General features: G+C 49.5%; 17 protein-coding genes. 12 read left to right on the top strand and 5 right to left on the bottom strand.

Annotated elements, in window-relative coordinates; translation table 11 throughout:
- Positions 1-44 precede the first annotated feature (44 nt).
- Positions 45-596 (bottom strand): beta-class carbonic anhydrase, encoded by a 552-nt coding sequence (locus N7U64_RS13260; RefSeq protein WP_012370131.1) that lies wholly within the window; start codon positions 594-596, stop codon positions 45-47.
- A gap of 333 nt (positions 597-929) precedes the next feature.
- Between N7U64_RS13260 and adhE the strand changes: the two genes are divergently transcribed.
- Positions 930-3524, top strand: a complete 2595-nt coding sequence (gene adhE, locus N7U64_RS13255) for a bifunctional acetaldehyde-CoA/alcohol dehydrogenase (protein WP_318930081.1) — start codon at positions 930-932, stop codon at positions 3522-3524.
- Between the two features lie 95 nt (positions 3525-3619).
- Here the strand turns inward: adhE and N7U64_RS13250 are convergent, their stop codons facing one another.
- Complete coding sequence (locus N7U64_RS13250; RefSeq protein ID WP_318930079.1) at positions 3620-4030, bottom strand: Lrp/AsnC family transcriptional regulator; 411 nt, start codon at positions 4028-4030, stop codon at positions 3620-3622.
- A 117-nt stretch (positions 4031-4147) separates the two neighbouring features.
- Here N7U64_RS13250 and N7U64_RS13245 point away from each other — a divergent pair, with 117 nt between their 5' ends.
- From N7U64_RS13245 to N7U64_RS13235, 3 genes are all read left to right on the top strand, one after another.
- Positions 4148-4906 (top strand): MBL fold metallo-hydrolase, encoded by a 759-nt coding sequence (locus N7U64_RS13245; RefSeq protein WP_318930078.1) that lies wholly within the window; start codon positions 4148-4150, stop codon positions 4904-4906.
- Between the two features lie 39 nt (positions 4907-4945).
- A complete protein-coding gene (locus tag N7U64_RS13240) occupies positions 4946-6103 on the top strand; it encodes an MFS transporter (protein ID WP_318930076.1) in 1158 nt (385 codons plus the stop codon).
- Positions 6104-6231: 128 nt separating this feature from the next.
- A complete protein-coding gene (locus N7U64_RS13235; RefSeq protein WP_318930075.1) occupies positions 6232-6795 on the top strand; it encodes a GNAT family N-acetyltransferase in 564 nt (187 codons plus the stop codon).
- A 126-nt stretch (positions 6796-6921) separates the two neighbouring features.
- On the opposite strand, the gene N7U64_RS13230 is transcribed toward N7U64_RS13235, so the two are convergent.
- From N7U64_RS13230 to N7U64_RS13220, 3 genes are read right to left on the bottom strand one after another with little or no spacing between them, the layout of a single operon-like run.
- Positions 6922-7296, bottom strand: a complete 375-nt coding sequence (locus N7U64_RS13230) for an SMI1/KNR4 family protein (protein WP_318930073.1) — start codon at positions 7294-7296, stop codon at positions 6922-6924.
- 4 nt (positions 7297-7300) lie between these two features.
- Positions 7301-7750 (bottom strand): hypothetical protein, encoded by a 450-nt coding sequence (locus N7U64_RS13225; RefSeq protein WP_318930070.1) that lies wholly within the window; start codon positions 7748-7750, stop codon positions 7301-7303.
- A 17-nt stretch (positions 7751-7767) separates the two neighbouring features.
- Positions 7768-8805, bottom strand: coding sequence for a phosphotransferase (locus N7U64_RS13220; RefSeq protein ID WP_318930069.1), 1038 nt, complete (start codon positions 8803-8805; stop codon positions 7768-7770).
- Between the two features lie 163 nt (positions 8806-8968).
- Here N7U64_RS13220 and N7U64_RS13215 point away from each other — a divergent pair, with 163 nt between their 5' ends.
- The 8 genes from N7U64_RS13215 to N7U64_RS13180 all read left to right on the top strand — a co-directional run bounded on the left by N7U64_RS13215 (position 8969) and on the right by N7U64_RS13180 (position 20652).
- The gene (locus tag N7U64_RS13215) at positions 8969-10363 is read left to right on the top strand and encodes a hypothetical protein (protein ID WP_318930068.1); all 1395 of its coding nucleotides are present in this window, start codon (positions 8969-8971) and stop codon (positions 10361-10363) included.
- A gap of 207 nt (positions 10364-10570) precedes the next feature.
- Complete coding sequence (locus tag N7U64_RS13210; RefSeq protein ID WP_318930066.1) at positions 10571-13288, top strand: bifunctional 2',3'-cyclic-nucleotide 2'-phosphodiesterase/3'-nucleotidase; 2718 nt, start codon at positions 10571-10573, stop codon at positions 13286-13288.
- 89 nt (positions 13289-13377) lie between these two features.
- A complete protein-coding gene (locus tag N7U64_RS13205; RefSeq protein ID WP_318930065.1) occupies positions 13378-13890 on the top strand; it encodes a GrpB family protein in 513 nt (170 codons plus the stop codon).
- Entirely contained in the window at positions 13887-14333 is a 447-nt protein-coding gene (locus N7U64_RS13200; protein WP_318930279.1) for a DinB family protein, read from the top strand. The genes N7U64_RS13205 and N7U64_RS13200 overlap by 4 nt, the downstream gene beginning before the upstream one ends.
- A 12-nt stretch (positions 14334-14345) precedes the next feature.
- Positions 14346-15215, top strand: a complete 870-nt coding sequence (locus N7U64_RS13195; protein WP_318930063.1) for an alpha/beta fold hydrolase — start codon at positions 14346-14348, stop codon at positions 15213-15215.
- A gap of 150 nt (positions 15216-15365) precedes the next feature.
- The gene (locus N7U64_RS13190) at positions 15366-16490 is read left to right on the top strand and encodes a GTP-binding protein (RefSeq protein WP_318930062.1); all 1125 of its coding nucleotides are present in this window, start codon (positions 15366-15368) and stop codon (positions 16488-16490) included.
- 103 nt (positions 16491-16593) lie between these two features.
- A complete protein-coding gene (locus N7U64_RS13185) occupies positions 16594-18117 on the top strand; it encodes a cardiolipin synthase (protein WP_318930061.1) in 1524 nt (507 codons plus the stop codon).
- Positions 18118-18315: 198 nt separating this feature from the next.
- Positions 18316-20652, top strand: coding sequence for a glycoside hydrolase family 31 protein (locus N7U64_RS13180; protein ID WP_318930059.1), 2337 nt, complete (start codon positions 18316-18318; stop codon positions 20650-20652).
- Positions 20653-20665 lie beyond the last annotated feature (13 nt).

The raw sequence follows: 20665 nt of genomic DNA, 5'->3' as shown, positions 1-20665 counted from the left end.
CAAGCGGAGACCGGTCATACCTTTCTTCTTCATTAAGACGTGATTCAGCAATCGACTTGGTCGAGTTTACCCGTTCCCGGATCGATGACGAGTCCGTGAACTTCTGTACCCGGCGGCAACAACGGATGATTTTTAATTAATCCGACCGAGTGGCTGACATTTTCCTCGACCGATGTGAAGCCGCGTAACCATTGCTTCAAGTCGACGCCGGAAGCGTCGAGCGTGTGCAAGACCTGTTCATTGATGCCGCGGTCCTGCATTTCGGAAATCATCTTCGCCGGATCGATTGTGCTCATGCCGCAGTCATGATGTCCGATGACAATGACTTCTTCCGCTCCGAGAGCATAAAGGGCGACGAGAATCGACCGCATGACGGATCCGAATGGATGGGACAGGACGGCCCCGGCATTTTTGATGATTTTCGCATCACCGTTTTTGAGACCAAGTGCGTGGGGAAGGAGCTCCGTCAAACGCGCATCCATACAGGTCAGAATCACAACCTTCTTATCCGGGAACTTATCCGAGATGAATGGTTCGTATTGTTTCTCTTCGACGAACTGTTGATTAAACGCAAGCATTTGATTAACGACTGACATGAAACTTCCTCCTTTAAGACAAATGAATGATGGAACTATTCCTAGCGTACACGATGAACGATTGGTCAGACAAGCAGATTCATCGATTGCTGTGACAGTTATCACAGCGAGTGCTTGAAAAGACGGACCGTTATGTCAGAACAGGTCATTTCGATGAAAACGCTCTCATTCATGTGAAATAGTTCACAGGATAGTCATGCACAAATGAAACAAAAGGCGGTATGATTGATTTGTGAAGGAAAGCACAAACTAGTTAAATTCAGCTTGGCATTCCTAACATCTAATAGGGAATTGCAGACTCAGATTCGTTCCAAAATAGGGAGGAAACCTAACATGGCTGTCAAAGAAAAAATCAAATCAGAAGTCACACCTGTCGAACAAGCAATCAATCAAATCGTCTCGAAAGGCCAAACGGCACTTCAAGAATTGTTGACATTTGATCAAACGAAAATTGATACGATCGTCCGCGACATGGCGCTCGCCGGTCTCGAACGGCACGTCGAACTTGCCCGTCTTGCGGTCGAAGAGACAGGTCGTGGTGTCTTTGAAGATAAAATGATCAAAAACATGTTTGCGACAGAGTACATCTACAATAGTCTCCGCAACGAAAAAACGGTCGGAATTTTGGAAGAGGATGTCCAAAACGGTCTGACGTATATCGCAGAGCCGGTCGGTGTCGTCTGTGGTGTCACACCGGTGACGAATCCGACATCAACCACGATGTTCAAAGCATTGATTGCGATTAAAACACGGAACCCGATCATCTTCGCGTTCCACCCGTCGGCTCAAAACTGTTCCCTCGAAGCAGCGAAAACATTACGGGATGCTGCCGTCAAAGCCGGTGCACCGAAAGAGTGTATCCAGTGGGTCGAACAACCGTCCCTTGAAGCAACAAAAGTTTTGATGAACCACACGGACATCGCGATGGTCCTTGCAACAGGCGGAGCCGGCATGGTCAAATCCGCTTACTCGACCGGAAAACCGGCGCTTGGTGTCGGACCGGGTAACGTACCGTGTTACATCGAAAAAACAGCCAAAATCAAACGTGCCGTCAGTGATTTGGTTCTCTCAAAAACATTTGATAACGGAATGATTTGTGCGTCCGAGCAAGCAGTCATCGTCGATCAAGAGATTTATGCCGAAGTGCGGGCAGAAATGGAAGCGCTCGGTTGCTACTTCTGTACACCGGATGAGAAAAAACGCCTCGAAGCACTCGTCATCAAAACCGATACATGTGCCGTCAATGCGGACATCGTCGGGAAACCTGCGACCTGGATCGCCGCAAAAGCTGATATCAACGTTCCGATCAACACCGTCATGCTGGTTGCGGAACTTGAAAAAGTCGGAGCGGAAGAGCCGTTGTCACACGAAAAATTAAGCCCTGTCCTTGGTGCATACAGTGTCGCTTCAACAAATGATGCCTTCCATGTCGCAGAACGCATGCTTGAAATCGGCGGACTTGGTCATACGGCCGTCATTCATACAACAAACGATGAGTTGATGACGGCATTTGGTCTCCGGATGAAAGCCTGCCGGATTCTCGTCAACAGTCCATCGGCACACGGCGGAATCGGCGATCTCTACAACGAATTGACACCATCGCTGACACTCGGCTGCGGATCATACGGGAAAAACTCGGTTTCTGAAAACGTTACGGCGAAACATCTACTCAATGTTAAGAAGGTGGCGAGACGACGCGTGAACATGCAATGGTTCAAAGTACCGGAAAAGATTTTCTTTGAAAAAAACTCGGTTCAATACTTGAAATCGATTCAAAATGTCTCCCGGGCATTGATCGTCACTGATCAATCGATGGTCGAGTTCGGCTATGCCGACAAAGTCATCCGGAACTTGCCGGCAGGCGTCAGCTACCGGATCTTTGATCAGGTCGAACCGGATCCATCGGTAACGACTGTCCAAGTCGGAGCCCAGGCGATGCGCGATTTTAAACCGGATCTGATTATCGCTCTTGGCGGTGGATCAGCAATGGATGCCGCGAAAGGGATGTGGTTGTTCTACGAGCAACCGAACGAAACGTTCTCGAACCTGCGTCAAAAATTCATGGATATCCGCAAACGGGCCTATAAGTTCCCGGAACTCGGGAACAAAGCGAAGTTTGTCGCCATTCCGACAACTTCCGGTACGGGATCAGAAGTCACACCGTTCACCGTCATCACCGATAAAGAGAAAAACGTCAAGTATCCGATTGCTGACTATGCGTTGACACCAGACGTTGCAATCGTTGATCCGGAGTTCGTCATGACGGTACCGGCTTCGATCACGGCGGATACCGGAATGGACGTCTTGACCCACGCAACAGAAGCTTTCGTCTCTGTCCTTGCGAACGACTACACGGATGGACTGGCGTTAAAAGCAATCAAGATGATCTTTGAGTACTTGCCACGTGCTTACGATAACGGTTCAGACGCCGAAGCACGCGAAAAAGTCCACAATGCGTCAACGATGGCCGGAATGGCGTTTGCGAATGCCTTCCTCGGCATCAACCACTCAATCGCTCACAAAATCGGTGGGGAGTTCCACACACCACACGGTCGGACAAATGCGATTCTGATGCCGCACGTCATCCGTTACAATGCAACAAAACCAACGAAACTGGCTGCTTTCCCGAAATACGAGTCGTTTATCGCGGATGAACGGTATGCGGAAATCGCCCGTTACCTCGGTCTACCGGCAGCAACGACAGAACAAGGCGTCGAGTCGTTTATTCAAGCCGTCAGTGAGCTCGGACAACGCCTCAACATCAAAATGTCGTTTAAAGCCCAAGGCATCAACAAAGCCGACTTTGAAGCGAAGCTCGATAAGATGGCCGTCGATGCATTTGAAGATCAATGTACAACCGCCAATCCGAAAATGCCGCTTGTGACGGAACTTCGTCAAATCATGGAACTTGCCTACGAAGGTATCTAATAGAGAGAAAAATATCATGGCAATAAAAAAGAGCCTTGCTTCCGGTCAACGGAGGCAAGGCTTTCGTCTGTTCATAATTGTGAAGTAAAGTTTACTCATTTGTTAATCACGATCGATAATTGATAGTTCACATGCTCATTTAATTCAGTTAAAAACGAATCCAGTTCCTTGTTCGATGGAAAACGGCACTCCAATAGATAACAACTGTCCCCGCTGATTTTATAATTATTCAGAACGTATAACGGATGTTTTTTGAGAAACGAGAGATACGGCTGGTGATGGGTATCTTTCGTATAGATGCTGATCATCGCGTGAATCGTATAACCCATCTTTACGGGGTTGAGAAGAATCGTATACCCTTCGATGATGCCTTGTTCTTCTAGTTTCAAGACCCGTGCGGATGTCGCAGGGCCGCTTAAATGAATTTTTTGACCTAATTCTTTCATCGTAATCCGGCTGTTCTGAGACAGTTCGTCGATGATTTGTAAGTCCGTCTGATCCAACACGCTTTCAAATCCCTTCATAAGTAAAGTAAAACGGCAAAAACACCTTCAGTAAGCTCTGTATCGGGAGGTTGTTCAAATTATATACTAGGCTCCTAACAACGAAAAGGAGTGGTACACATGAACATCCAACATATCCGCAATGCAACGTTAAAACTGGATTATGCCGGTAAAACATTTTTGGTTGACCCATTTTTAGCAAATAAGGGAGCATATCCGGCATTTCCGAATTCGGCACGACAAGATCAAAAAAATCCGTTAAATAACTTGCCGGTTTCACTCGACTCTATTATTGATGCAGATGCGGTCATTGTCACACATTTACACCTCGATCATTGGGACGACGTGGCGAAAGAAGTACTAGCAAAAGACATGCCTATGTTCACTCAGAATGAACAGGATGCGCAAGAAATTAGAAACAGCGGATTCCAAAACGTAGAAGTGTTACAAGAAGATACGGTTTTTGAAGGGATTCAGTTGATTAAAACAAAAGGTGAGCACGGCAGAGGACCCATTTTGGAAATCGCTGGTTCGGTATGCGGAGTTGTCTTTAAACATGAAGACGAAAAAACAGTATATATCGCTGGCGATACGGTTTGGTATGAAGAAGTGGAGAAAGTGATTGAGCAACATCAACCGGAAGTCATCATCGTCAACGCGGGGGATAACCAGTTTGTTGAAGGTGGGTCACTGGTGATGGGAGCGGAAGACGTCTTAGCTGTCCACGAGGCCGCACCAACCGCACGGATTCTTTCCGTCCATATGGAAGCTGTGAATCACTGGGCATTGTCTCGGACAGATTTAAGAACGTTTGCCAATGAACATCACTTTTCTTCTCAACTGATCGTGCCGGAAGATGGCGAGCGTTTTGTGTTTTAAGTTTAACTGGAGTTGCCGTGATTTTTGGAGGCACTCATCTTGAAGCAGATAGAGAAACGGTCTTTATGGACAAAAAAATTCGTGATGTTATCAAGTATCAACTTTTTCTTGATTTTTATGTATCTGTTGCTCAACTCCATCATCACACTGTATGCCCTTGATGAATTGGGTACGACGACTGGTCAGGCGGGGGTAGTCGCAGGTATTTTTATCATCGGTGCGTTGGTGGGGCGTCTCGTGACAGGGGTGCTTTTGTCGAAAGTGAACGGTCGGTCCTTGTTACGCTTTGGATTACTGTTCTTTGCCCTGACGATGGCTCTCTACATTTTGGATTTTGGATTTGCCTTTTTTGCTTTAACCCGTTTGTTAAACGGTTTTGCGATGGGTATTGCAACAACTATCATCGGAACGATCGTTGTCTTGACAATTCCGGAAGAAAGAAGCGGAGAGGGCATCGGCTACTTTGCTGTAAGTACAGCGTTGGCTACCGGAATCGGTCCGTTCGTTGGACTTTTTTTGATGCCCCGGACAGGGTTTACGACAATCTTTATATTCTGTTTGCTGTTGGCGGTCCTGAGTTTGGTGTGTGGATGGTTCCTTTCGGTTCCATCGAAGAAAACGAATACGCCGACTTCGTATTTGAAGTGGATGCATGTGTTTGAACGAAAAGCATTACCCATCAGCTTGATTATTTTAGTGATGACTTTTTGTTTTTCCAGTATCCTCTCGTATATCAGTTTATTTGCCATCGAGCGTAATCTAATCACGGCTGCCAGTTATTTCTTTATCGTCTACACATTGACGGTTTTGGTTTCACGTCCTGTTACGGGACGTTTGATGGATCAGCGCGGACCCGACGTCGTCATGTATCCTGCCTTTCTCCTGTTTGCTGTCGGGCTGTTTTTACTGAGTAATGCGACTGATGCCGTTGTCTTTTTATTCGCCAGCCTGTTGATTGGACTCGGATTCGGGAATCTCTCTTCGATCAGCCAGACGATGGCTGTGAAAGCTGTCGCGCGCGAAGGAAAAGCCCGTGCAACAGCGACGTTTCTTATCTTTTTTGATATCGGAAATGGACTCGGTCCGGTTTTACTCGGCTTGATGTTGCCGGTTATTGGATATACCGTCATGTATGTACTGCTTGGAATCATCGTGCTGTTGACGATTCTTCTTTACCGACGTTTGTCTCTGCGATGAATGGGACATAGTACGCACGTCATGCAAAAAACGAAATTCAAAAAACAACTAAAAAACTCAATGTGGTCGGGGAAGACTTTTGTTCTTCGACCGGATTGAGTTTTCTTTTTATCAAAGGAGTAGTGAACATGTTTTTGGAAACAGAACACTTGACGAAAGACCATCGGGATATCGACCGGGTAAATCAATTATACCTGGAAGCATTCCCGGATCATGAACGGATGCCGATGAACATATTGTTAAGAAAATCCAACAAGCGCTCTGTGGATTTTTGGGCACTGTATGATCAAAACATTTTTGTTGGTTTTACCTATTTGATCACGCATCAAGATTTAACCTACGTTTTGTATGTTGCTGTTGACGGTCAGGCAAGATCAAGCGGATACGGGAGTCAACTCTTAAAGAAGATTGAAGAACACCGGCCGGGAAATCGTATAATATTAAACATCGAGAATCTGGATGAGAGTGCTGAAAATTATCAACAGCGGGTGACACGGAAAAGGTTCTATGTGCGGAACGGCTATCGAGATTCCGGTCTGGTGTATGAAGACCGATGGGCAAAATATGAAGTACTCTTGAACGGGACGGCCGTAGAAACACATGAGTTTTATCGATTGTTGCGAAAGTTTGCGGGAAACCTGCGATTCCTTCTCTTTAAACCGCGTATTACAAAAACAAATTTGAATCGTTAAACAGTATTACCGAAACCAGTCCCCATACATCGTCCCTTGCGCAACAATCAGATAATCAAGCCACTTATCGAAGGAGAACGGGAGTCGTTCGAAGTCCGGATCTTCGTAAGTCCGGAATTCACCGGTCTAGATCCGATTGTCGCCTTCACTGATCGATTCGCAAACGAGCCATTCGCCGTCAGGTCCGTTACCAATCGGGATGAAGCCCGGTGGACATTCCCAAATCGGGAGGTAAGTCAAAATAGCATCAATCGAAAACAACTCGAAACCCCCGCCGCCGTCCAGCGTGAAATAAAGACGGGCACCATTATGAACACTTAAAAAATGTACGATTTCTTTTGGTGTGTCTTTTGGGAGTCGAGCCAATTCTTCCTGGCTGGCGCCTGAGTTGAAGCTGAACGACTCGACCTCGACATATCCTTCTTCCTTTTGCACTTCGAGCTGACTGTTGATTAAGCGGTCCTGTAATTGAAGTAATGTTTCCATCCCTGCTTGATACATGTGTTTATTTCATCCCCTTCAAAAAGTCTTTTGCGACTCGATTCTTTGGTTCCATCCGTAAGATTTCATTCGCCACAGCAAGGGCTTCCTGTGTTGGTGTGACTCGATCGGGCACTTCCGCTAAGAACAACAAATACTCCAGGAAAGCGACGTCTTGACGATGGGTCAGGGCAACTATTCGCTGAACATGGTCATACGCTCGGTAGTAGGCGCGGTCATAATGACAAAAAGGATGGATCAATAGACCAAACGCTAACTCGTGCAGTTTGACTGTTTCTTTTTGTTCAATCAGATAACAGACGAACTGATACAAAATGTCTGTCTCGTGATCAAAGGCGTCCCCAATGAATTTATCACTGATTTCATCGATGTCATACGTCTCAAATAAGATTTTTGCCTTGCTGAATTGATTCATTTTAATCAGTGTCATGAGGTAAGTGTAATCGATGGACATTTAAATCCAGCTCCTTACTAAAAAGTACTAATCGTGTTCTTTTGACTGTCACGCCACAACTTTCTAATCACTGGACAAAGCGCTTCGTAGTCTTTGAGCGCTTTTAACGTCTCAAGCACCTGTTGAACGGCAACTTGTTGCTCTTTTTCAGTTACGGGTTCAAGGTGAAGAGCTTTGGATAGACTATAAGCAAGCCATCCGAGTTTACTCGCGTATCCAGCGGACAGAGCGGGCTCAAGAGGATAGTCAAGTCGACCGCCTGCCGCGTGATACCCTTTGACGAATGCCTCGAAATGGTCTCGTCGCACACGATTTTGCTCATCGAGCGACCAATAAAGGACCGTTTCTAAAAAATCGTGCATCGGATGAATCGGACCGGCTGATTCCCAGTCGATAAGAATCGGTGCACCGGACTTCCATAACACGTTTTTGGCATCCAAATCGCGGTGACTGAGGACCGATGTTCCTTGCCATTGTTTTAGGGTAGAAGACGCTTCGCTATCCCAACGCTTGATTCGTTTTAAGTCCGTCCAATAAGGTTCTAGCACTGTGAGTCCTTGCTGACGGATTTTTTCAGCGAATATGTCCCATGGAACCGGAGACTCTGGTGATGCAGCGGTTTGGTGAACCTTCAGCGAGGACAGGTCCGCAGCGTGGATTTGCGCCAACTGTTCGCCGATCAGTTCAGCGTGGCTCGATGTGACTTGCTGAATCGACAAGAGCGAACCGTCCATCCAAGGGAAGACAAGGTAATAGTGTGTACCGATTTGTTGCAAGGCAGATCCATCAATCGTCAAGGCAGGCAGAGCGGACACTTTGCCTGCTAAAGCGTTGACAATCCGTTCCGAATCGATGAAGTTTTGCCGTGCGGTCGGACGAGAAAGAATGGATGGATTCAGCAACTTTACTGCATATGTCCCGGTCGTTGTCTGAATTTGATTCATCTGATGCAGGAGACCACCGGACAGCGCTGTCGGTTCCGTAAGCAGCTGACCAAGTTTTGCCTGTTTGCTGATGTTCTCAAAAAGCGTTTGATTGGGTTCTGTTGTCGTCACGTCGTTCCTCCTCATGGAATCAAAATCCCTCTTCCATACAATTTTGGTTATAATTAGAGTATATCGTACAAAAATGACCAGAAGTCATTGAAATTAGGCGACCGGCGTTTCTGAACGGCATAGAACAGGAATAATCAAACAAAGGAAAAGGAGGGATTAGAGGATGGAGCAACGACAAGAGCGGCGCAACCGGCGCTTTTCGATTATGGATCTCGTGTTCGGGATTGGGTTTGGTCTAATTTTCTTTGCCGTCTTATATGGTCTGATGTCACTCGTGACCGGACAAATCGAATCCTCGGGTGATTACCAGTCGCTCGTCGAGCAAATGCAGGATGCAGGCGTCACCTGGGGAAGCAGCGACGTGACGGTCACGCTGATGCTGTTATTCGTCGGCGGACTCGACGTGACGATGCCGTCTGCCGTCCGGGAAGCAATCATCAACCAAGTACTCGGAGCGAGTTCGGCCGGAGATGTCCTGTCGATCTTCGGGATTGATTTGAATCAAGTCTTGTCCCCGCTGACGTTCGACGTGACCTATGGTTCCCTTTTGCTGTCAGTATTCGGCATCGTATTTGTTTTTATCCTCTTTTTACTGATGCGGATCAAAGCGAACCGGCTCGGCTGGACAGTCCGGTCCGTCAGTTTCTTAGTGACGGCGTGGATCGGCTGGTTTATCCTCGTACAGCGCAGTGATTCGATTTCCTTTTTATCGTTCCAGGACGGTGTGTTGACGCAAGGATTGCTCGCGCTCGCCATCGTGATTGCGTTAAGTTATCTGGCGCTTTATCCGCAAGGGTTGTCCGGTTTATCGGCAGCAGCCCGTGGTAGCTTGCTTGTCTTAATGTTCGCGAGTTGTCTCCAACTGTATCTCGTCGTTACGGATGAAACACAGTATGACGGCGATTCGGCCCTTCGGACGGCCTTGACGGTCGCCAGTCTTGATGCCGGCAGCGGCGGCATGTACGACTTGTTGCACGGCGGACAGGTTGCCTACAAAGCAAATGTTCTTGGAGCAGATGTTGATGTACCGGTGACGATGCTGAACGGGGAAACCTCGACCGGAAAGTTAAATCAATCGATTGAGGATGTCCTGGCAGAAGTTGATACCGACCGGGTGACGGAGCAACTGTTGACGATTCTTGGCGGAGAGCGGCCCGATTTATCGGATACTCAGCTGAGTCTCGATCCGGTCGATTACGGTATCGCAAGGCAGACGATTCAAGCACTTGATGCCGAATCGGCGGGTGTCACGCCGGAGCCGATTGACTCGGAGAGTGCGTACTGGGTCCTGATCCTGATACCGTTCATTCTCTATCTGCTTGTCAGTATCCGGGCGTTCAAGACGATTCTCGATCCGATTGTTTTTGCGGTCCTTGTCGGAGTCACCAGTTTCCTGGTTGCTCAAGCGACGACGGCGGACTTTACGGTCGCTTGGCGTAACGAAGCCTTGTTGCAGTTTTCCCAGCAACCGGCCGGACTGACACCGCTTTATGCTGCCGGGATGGCGCTGATTGCCGGATTGATCGGATTTGTCATTAAACGAAAACCGACTGCTTGATTCTAAGAAAACGTCAATCGGATGAAACACAGCCGATTAACGTTTTTTTTGTCATGTAAAGCCATTTTGAAGATTATTAAGCCAGTATTTGGAATTAGTTAAGCAGGTTAAATAAGACGGATGTCCGACCTATACAAAGTCACTATAAGCTACAATGAAAGCGTGTTAAATTAGTTGAGCAGTCATTTATACTTAGGGGGAAATCAGATGAAACAAGTCACAAAAATCGTCATTGCCAGCACGTTGATCGCACCGATGCTTGCACCCGTCATTCAAGTCAAGACACTCGCCGCCGATAACAGCGTCGTCAAACTTCGTTTTTTAGAGACCACTGATTTACATACAAACTCAATGAACTACGATTACTTCAAGGACGCGCAAGATGAGACGATTGGTCTTGTCAAAGCGGCAACCGTCATCAAACAGGAACAAAACGTCGTCGGCGAAGCCAACAGCTTCGTATTCGACAACGGGGATACGTTACAGGGGACACCATTCGGCGATTACGTCAAAAATCAGTACGACAAAGGCAACAAAGGGAAACACCCGATGTACGAGCTGATGGAATACATCGGTTATGACGCCGTCACACTCGGAAACCATGAGTTCAACTTCGGACTCGACTTCCTGAAGTCAGCGATGAAAGCCTCAAGCGGCGAAATCAAATTCGTCAACTCGAACGTGCTCGATGCCGTTACGAAAAAGCCGATCGTGTCTGAGTTCAACACGGACGGCAAGGATTACCAAATCATCGAACGTCAAGTTAAAGACCAGAACGGTCAGATGAAAACGGTCAAAGTCGGTGTCTTCGGAGTCGTTACACCACAAATCATGGCGTGGGACGCCGGCAATCTGACAGGCAAAGTGACAGCGGAAGATATTGTGCCGGTCGCTAAAGCAACGGCGAAGAAATTAAAAGACGCCGGTGCTGACGTTGTCGTCGCACTTGCGCACACAGGAATCGGTGATACACCGGATCAAAAAGACGGCGATGAAAATGTTGGATACGCGTTGACAAAAATCGCAGACATCGATGTCTTGATGACAGGTCACCAGCACGGAAAATTCCCGGACAAGACATCAGCGTTCAATAACTTACCGAACGTCGACGCAGCGAACGGTCTTATCAACGGGAAACCGGTTGTCATGGCGAACACACAAGGGAAAAACGTCGGTGTCATCGATCTTCAATTGAAGCAAGACGGTGACAAGTGGGTCGTCGATACAGCCGGATCAAAACTGGCAGACGTCACGAAAGATACAGTGGCTGATGCCGGTGCCGTCAAATTGATTGAAAAAGCGCATGAAGGCACACTCGCTTACATCCGCCAGCAAGTCGGAACGATCAATGACGACATCCAAAGCTTCTTTGCGCTTGTTCAGGATGATGATTCCGTCCAGTTCGTCACGAATGCTCAAAAATGGTACGTCGAAAAACAACTCAAAGAAAATGCGGATCTCGCTCAGTACAAAGACTTACCGCTCTTATCTGCCGGCGCACCGTTTAAAACAGGCGGGCGCAATCAAGTCAATGCGTCTGACTATACGTTGATCAAAAAAGGTCCGATCGCGTTGAAAAACGTCGCCGATCTGTATGTCTATCCGAACACACTCGAAGTTGTCAAAGTGACGGGTGCCGACGTCAAAAACTGGCTCGAAATGTCAGCCGGTCAATTCAATGAAGTGACAGATGCGAAAACAGATTTGTTGAACAAAGACTTCCGCAGCTACAACTTCGATATTCTCGATGGTTTGACATACGACATCGATATCACGAAACCGGCGAAGTTTGACTATAACGGGGTGGTCGTCAAGGAAGACGCAAGCCGCGTTCAAAACATTAAGTACCAAGGCAAGGAAATCAAGGACAATCAGGAGTTCCTTGTCGCTACCAACAACTACCGAGCCGGCAGTGCGACTTTCCCGGGCCTTGGTCAAGGAAAGAAAATCGTCTACAAATCGGCTTATGAAACACGCAACGTCATCTCGGACTTCATCAAAGCAAAACAGCCGGTTGATTATCAAGCGGACAACAACTGGTCACTCGTTGCAAGTAAACCGATTACGGTCGACTTCGATTCAGCCGAAGCAGCAGCAGACTACACGAAACGTTATGAAGGCATCACGAACACAGGGGAAAAACGTGCCGGTGAGACAGGAACGTTCCTGAAGTTCAAACTCGACGTGCCGATGAAAGACTTCAACGTCAGCGTCAGCGCTGTTAAACCGGGAGCGAAGCTTGTCACGGGAACAGCCGTCGCCGGAGCAAAAGTCACAGTCAAACGCGGTACGACGGTCCTCGGTACGGCGACAGCCGACGAAACCGGCAAATATGCCGTTACCGTCCGTCCGGTCAAATTGCGTGACAAATTGACGGTCGTCTCAGAACTCAGCTTCATGAAAACAGAAACAAGCGTTACTGTCGGAACAGGTGTCGTGGCGACGCCGGCCATCGACAAGAAGTCAGCCGTCTACGGTTCGACGGTCTTAACAGGAAAAGCGACAGAGGGACTCGATGTCACGCTTTATAAAGGGTCGACAAAAATCGCGAAAGCGAAAACGACGGCAAGCGGCTTCAAGATTCCGGTCAAAAACGGTCTGATGACGGGTACGTACACAGTCAAGTCGACGGACATCTCAAACAAAATCACGAAAAAAGCGTCATTTACAATCAAAAATACGTATCCGGTCAAAAAATGGGCGGGTAAAAAGACATTGACGGGCAAAGTGGAAAAACGTCAAATTGTCCGCTTGTTCGAAAAAACAAGCAGCGGCTACAAATTGATTGCCCAGGACGTTGCTGACAACCACGGCAACTACGTCCTGAAAATGCGGACAGGTCTTGCGACGGGTTCATACAAAATGAACATCTACACAGCATCGGACCGTCTCGATCAATCGCGTTACTTCATCACGAAAAAATAAGACAACAAACCAAAACGGCTTCTCACATGAGGAGTCGTTTTGGTTTTGCGGAAAAAACTGGCATACTAGTTAAGAGGGGAGAGGATACCATGCGGCAAGTCATCGTCACACCATATCAGTCGTCCTGGCCGGACGCATTTCAACAGGAAAAAGAGCAGTTGGAGACGATTTTCGGCGACCGTCTGCTTGCGGTCCATCATATCGGCAGTACATCGGTTCCGGGATTATCAGCAAAACCGATTCTCGATATCCAGCCGGTCGTCGATTCACTGGACGGGATCGAAGCGTTTGACGCGGCGATGGAACAGATCGGCTATGAAGCCAAAGGAGAGTTTGGGATGTCGGGTCGCCGCTATTACCGAAAAGGCGGCGACAACCGGACACACCATATTCATCTCTATGCGGACGGCAATCCGGAAATCATGCGCCACGTTGTCTTCCGGGATTACTTGCGGCAGCACCCGGAGGAGGTCGAAGCCTACAGTACAATCAAAGAACGCCTGGCACACCAGTATCCGGAAGACATCAGCGCCTACATTGCCGGCAAGGACAGCTTCGTCAAAACGATGGAGCAGCGAGCACTGGCCTGGTGGTCACAATGACGGACTGGCAACAGGCACTTGACCGGCATGTTGGTGTCGGGGTCCGGACGACCCGTGCGTTGATTCAACTGATTCAGCCGGAGGACTGGGATAAACGTCCGATTCCCGGCAAACGGTCCGTCTATGAAGTCGCGGTCCATCTCGCAGTCCTACTCGAAGCCGATTTACGGATCGCGACCGGAGCGACGGCGGACGAGATGGCACAGTTTTATGCCGCTCCCGTGCCGTCCGGTCAGCTGATTGACCGGCTGGACCAATCGTGGCGGTATTATCAGGATCGGCTTGAGAACGGCTTTGCGGCGGAGACGACCTACTGGGGCGTCTCTGACAGTTCGACCGGCTGGCTGCTGGAAGCAGCTGTCCACTTGTACCACCACCGGTCACAATTGTTCGATTACTTAAATCTGCTTGGGTATGACACCCAGCTGGATTTGTTTGAATAGGAGAGGATTTTAATGGAACGGATTGTCGATACGGCAGACGGCCGGTTCGATACACGATTGACCGGGACGGGAAATGTCACGTTCATTCTCGATCACGGGATGATGTCGAGTCATTACCAGTGGGGCTGGCTCCGCGGGGAATTGTTGAAGCAGGGACGAGTCTTTGAATATTCCCGGCTCGGTTACGGCCGATCGACCCGTGGTAAAACGAAACGGTTGTTTACGCAACAAGCGGACGAACTGGAACGAGTTTTGGCGTTGCTTGGGATTAAAGGTCCGTTTGTCTTCATCGGGCATTCGCTCGGCGCCTATATTTCGCTTGAACTCGGACGCCGCCGACCGGACGAGACGGCAGGGATTGTCCTGCTTGATCCGTCGCATCCGGAAGTCGATGCGGAACTGCCGAACTGGTACGAGCGGACGCAAGAAGAGTGGAACCGCTTTTTGTATGTCTTAAGTCATGTCCGGCCACTCGCCTGGCTGATTCCGGATGATCTCGGAGCGCGAATGTTCACGAGTCTGCCGGAAGCCGACCGGATTCCGATGTGGCGGAACATGGCGCGGAAAAATCACTGGCGGGGGACGCTGGATGAGTGGCAGGCGGTCGAAGCGAACAATCAGCACGTCCTGGAAGTCGTCGAGCATATTACGCCGCCGGTTCTGGTATTATCCGCATCGGACTGGGCCGGCGGAATGCCTGAGAACTGGCTGAATCCGGAACTGACGAAGCGGATTAATGCTGCGCATGAACGGTTTGCCGCCAGTTTGCCGGACGCGGCATTCCACGTCATTCCAAATACGAATCATTACACGATTGCCGGTTTTTCAGAAGAGGCTGCGACAACAATCGTCAGCTTGATCCGAAACGCCTTTTTTAAATAAGTTTGACCCAAATACCCCGTTTTTCATGACGCGTCGAGAGCCGTCACGGAAGCGGGGATTTTATAATGTTGTGAAACAGCAGTTGACAGTCTAAACCGGAACGATTACTATTTAAAACGTAATGATTCCGATTTAAAAAGGAGACTGTATATGAATCCGATTCCGATTACCGTCTTGTCCGGCTACCTGGGTGCCGGCAAGACCACTGTATTAAACCATCTGTTGAATAACCGCCAAGGACGCAAGCTTGCCATCATCGTCAACGACATGAGTGAAGTGAACATTGATGCCGTGTTGATTGAACAAGGCGGCTTTTCACGGACGGAAGAATCATTCGTGACGCTATCGAACGGTTGCATCTGCTGTACGTTGCGGGACGATTTGTTACTCGAAGTCCGGCGTCTCGTTGATCAAGGCGATATCGATGGCATCGTCATTGAATCGAGCGGGATCTCGGAACCGATTCCGGTCGCCCAGACGTTTACATATCTTGACGAAGACAGTCAGATTGATTTGACGGAGACAACGAAAATCAATGCAATGGTGACGGTCATCGACGGTTATCGTTTTCTGAAAGACTTTGAGTCCGGTGAGTCCCTGATTGAGCGGCAACAGGCGGTCGACGAGACGGACGTCCGGGAAGTCGTCGATCTGCTCGTCGATCAGGTCGAATTCGCCGATATTATTTTGCTGAACAAGATTGATCGGTTAACAGACGAGGAGAAACATGATGTCATCGGCTACTTAAAGGCACTAAATCCGATTGCCAAACTGATCGAGACGACCCACGGACAAGTCGATCCGGCGGAGATCCTCGACGTCGATCTGTTTGATTTTGAACAGGCGGCAGCAAGCGCCGGCTGGATCCGTGAGCTGAATGCTGAGGAACACGTTCCGGAAACAGAAGAATACGGCATCAGTTCGTTTGTCTACAAGCGGGATATTCCGTTTCATCCGGAACGGTTGCTCGCCTTGATTGAGGCGTGGCCGGAAGAAGTCGTCCGTGCCAAAGGTTTTGTCTATCTCGCGACGCGCCCGGAAATCGCCTTGCTGTTCCATCAGGCGGGATACGCCTCGAACATGGAATATGCCGGACGTTTTGAATCGGTTGCGGATCGCCGGACGGAGCTGGTCTTGATCGGCATTGGTCTTGACCGAGAGATTCTTGAAGCAATGTTTGATGCTTGCCTTGTTCAAGAGGACGAAACGGATTGGGCCAGCCTGGAGGATCCAATTCCGGGACGCGAGATGTACGATCTGAATTTTTCAAAATAGGTCAACTTTTCAAGAAATCACACTAGTGGTTTCTTTTTTTGCTATATTTTTAGAGAAGACAGGGAACTACAAGAATAGAGTACGTTGCAGAGGAGGAAGTTTAGTGCGCAATCGGATTTTACAATTCGCGCTCGTGTTTTTGGTTGCCGGTGGAATCATTTGGGGACTATATCAATTAGGTTATTTATTTTATGTCCTGACGATTTCCGCGACCGTCGTCCCGCTTGCCGTCATCATGATCATTTTCATCGAAAACCGGACGGCAGAGTCGACGATTGCCTGGTTTTTAGTGTTGATTTTTCTGCCGATTCTCGGTGTCATCATCTGGATGATGTTCGGGCGCAATCCGCGCCGCCGTCGCCGAAACCGTCGGTCGCATGATGAACGGATGTTGCTCAAACAAGCGATTCGTCCCGTCCGGTCGCTCGCGGTCAGTGAGTTGCCGCCGAATCACCTGAAGCTTGCCAATACGATTCGCAACTTTGGCGGCGGTGGGGTTGATGTCCATACAGCCAGTCAAATCCTGACGAACGGCAATGAGACGTTCCCGGAAATTCTCCGGATGATTCGCTCCGCCAAGCACCATGTCCACATCCAGTACTACATTTACCGGAATGACGAGACCGGACAGGCGATCCGGGAAGCTCTGATTGACCGGTTGAACGCCGGAGTGGAAGTACGGTTCATGTTTGACGGGCTCGGCAGTTACATGCTTGGCGAAGGTTTTTTAAAACCGCTCCGGGAAGCCGGAGCAAAAATTGCCGCTTATGATCCGATTTCGAGTCCGTTGTTCATCTTCACAGCGAACTTCCGCAATCATCGGAAAATCGTTGTCGTCGACGGTAAAATCGGTTTTACCGGTGGTCTGAACGTCGGCGACGAGTACGACGGCAAAAGTAAGAAGTTCGGCTTTTGGCGCGATACGCACTTGCGGCTGGAAGGACGGGCTGTCAAGGAGCTGCAGGCGACATTCCTCGACGATTGGCTTTACGCTCATCTCGAAGGCAGTGATACGTGGGAGACGTTTGCCGGCGAAGGAGCAATCGAACATTACTTCCCGAAACACGATGTCGAGTCGGACGGTGCGGTTCAAGTCGTGACGAGTGGACCGACGTCAAAAGATCCGGCGATCCGGAATGCGTTGATTGCCGCCATTATCTCGGCCCAGCGCTCAATCTGGATTTCGACGCCGTATCTGATTCCCGATAACGAGACGATGACACTGCTCCGTCTCGCGGCCCGTGCCGGACTGGATGTCCGGATTCTGACGCCGGGTAAAGGAGACAGTTTTACATCCTACTACGGAACGCGGTCCTATTTCGGTCCGTTGTTGAAAGACGGCGTCAAAATTTATACGTACAACCGTCATTTCATTCATGCCAAACTGTTCCTCGTCGACGGAAAGATTGCCGTCGTCGGTACGGCGAACATGGATATCCGCAGTTTCGTCCTGAACTATGAACTGATGGCCTTTATGTATGATTCCGAGAGTGCGGCCCGGCTCGAACGCGATTTCATCGATGATTTCGATGTCTCGATTCAGCTCTCCTCCGCAGATTATGTCAAACGGCCGATGCGGTTCAGAATCTTTGAATCGTTCTCCCGTTTGATTTCGCCATTGTTATGATTACAAGCGCACCGTCCTTGATTTTTGAGAGGATTGGTGCGCTTTTTGATTAGTTGTCACTTGAAACGGGAACAACAACTCTTATACACTAGTAGTGTAATCGGTTGCACACTTAATTTTTGGAAGGAAGTGACAAGGACGTTCGCGTCCTGATCCCGTATGCGCACAATTGACGAATCCCATTTTTATACCCGAGACATGAAACCATTGGCACGACCGGAAGCAATTGTCCAAGGGGACACCTACCGCTTCACCGTTCTCACCAGTCGTCTGATTCGACTCGAGTACGCAGCAGACGGACGATTTGAAGATCGTCCGACTCAAACCGTCTGGAACCGCGATTTTCCGGTCCCTTCGTATCGGATCGTCGAGGATGAGACGGAACTGCAAATCATTACGGAACACGTCCATTTGCACTATACGAAAGGACCGTTTGCGTCGAATACGCTGTACATCGACGTCCTTGGGAACTTCAGTACGTATTACAGCCGCTACACGTATGGCGGACCGCTCCGGACGCTCAAAGGAACAGCACGGACGCTTGACCATGCCGACGGTGAGATTCCACTCGAAGAAGGAATCATCTCCCGCCAAGGGTACGCCGCGATTGATGACTCGGCGTCGTTCGTCCTGACGGAAGATCATTTCGTCGAACCCCGTCAAGAAGGGGCGCAGGACATCTATTACTTCGGTTACGGTCACGACTATAAACAGGCACTGAAGGATTTTTACCGCCTGACCGGTCCGACACCGATGTTGCCGCGGCAAGTCCTCGGAAACTGGTGGAGCCGGTACTGGCGTTATAACGAAAAAGAGTATAAGGATTTGATGACCCGCTTCAAGACGGAAGACGTCCCGTTTTCGGTCAGTGTCATCGACATGGACTGGCACGTGACGGATATTCCGGAGAAATACGGCAGCGGCTGGACCGGCTATACGTGGAACCGCGATTTGTTCCCGGACCCGAAAGGTTTCCTGCAATGGTTAAAAGATGACGACCGGATGGTGACGCTCAACCTGCACCCGGCCGACGGTGTCCGTGGGTTTGAGGAAGCGTACGAAGCGATGGCAGTCGCGATGGGGGTTGATCCGGAAACGGAAGACCGGATTCCATTTGATTTCTCGGACCGTGAGTTCATTGAAAACTACTTTACGAAACTGCACCATCCGCATGAAGCCGACGGCGTCGATTTCTGGTGGATCGATTGGCAGCAAGGCGCCAATTCGAAGATGAAAGGGCTCGATCCGCTCTGGATGCTCAATCATTATCATGCACTCGATATCGCGCGCGACGGTAACCGTCCGTTAATCTTCTCCCGCTATGCCGGTCCCGGCAGCCACCGTTATCCGGTCGGTTTCTCGGGCGATACGCTGATTTCCTGGGCGTCGCTCAAGTTCCAGCCGTATTTCACGGCGACGGCATCAAACATCGGCTACGGCTGGTGGAGTCATGATATTGGCGGTCACCAGCGTGGTGAAAAGGACGACGAACTGTCGACGCGTTGGTTGCAGTACGGGGTATTCAGTCCGATCATGCGTCTGCACAGTACGATGAGTATCTTCAACGGGAAAGAGCCGTGGCGTTATTCCCTGGAGTCGGAACACGTCATGAAGAAATACCTCCGTCTGCGTCATCAGCTCGTCCCGTACATCTATACGATGAACGCCCGCAATCACTTTGACGGATTACCGCTCGTCTCACCGATGTATTATGAACATCCAGAAGACGAACTGGCGTATGCGGTGCCGAACCAGTATTACTTCGGGACTGAGCTGATGGTCACACCGATCGTCGAGCCGATGAATCCGAAGCTCCACGTCGCCGCGACGACGGCCTGGCTGCCGGAAGGGGACTGGTTTGACTTCTTCACCGGTCACCGGTACTCGGGCGGCAAACAGATGCGTCTGTTCCGCAAGCTCGAAGATCAAGGCGTCCTTGCGAAAGCCGGAGCCATCGTTCCGCTCGGTCAACACCTCGAACACTCGAACGCATTGAACAATCCGGAGCATCTCGAACTGTTGGTCTTCCCGGGCGCCTCGAACCAGTTTACGTTGTTTGAAGATGATAATGTCGGTGTCGCACACCGCGACGGGGAAAACGTCGAGACGTCATTCGAACTCGACTGGGCGGCCCGGACGTTGACGATTGCCACACCGTTCGGCAAACGCGAGCTGTTGCCTGAGAAACGCGAAGTGACGTTAATTCTCCGTGGAGTCAACGAAGGACACGTCTCCCGGGACGGCGAAGTGTTGCCGAGCCGGTATGACCATAAAACCCAATCATTGTCGGTTGATCTCGGCGAAATCGGGGAGACACAGGTGCTGTCACTCCAGGTCGACATGTCGACGAACGATAACCGGATGGAACGGTTGTATACGTTCCTCGACCAGGCAGAAATCGGGTACGACTTGAAAGACCGCTTGTACCGGTTGCTGTCGCAACGACTCGATCCGGTCAATATGATGCATCAGTTACAGGCGCTTAATCTTGAGAAAGATCTCGTCGACTGTCTGCTTGAGATCATGTTGTTCTAATACAAAGCAAGGT

The sequence above is a fragment of the Exiguobacterium sp. K1 genome (genome assembly GCF_033721435.1).
In the GTDB taxonomy this organism is placed as follows: Bacteria; Bacillota; Bacilli; order Exiguobacteriales; family Exiguobacteriaceae; genus Exiguobacterium_A; species Exiguobacterium_A artemiae.
Note: the sequence above shows the minus strand (reverse complement) of the source record. Positions and strands in the feature narration are given on the sequence as shown.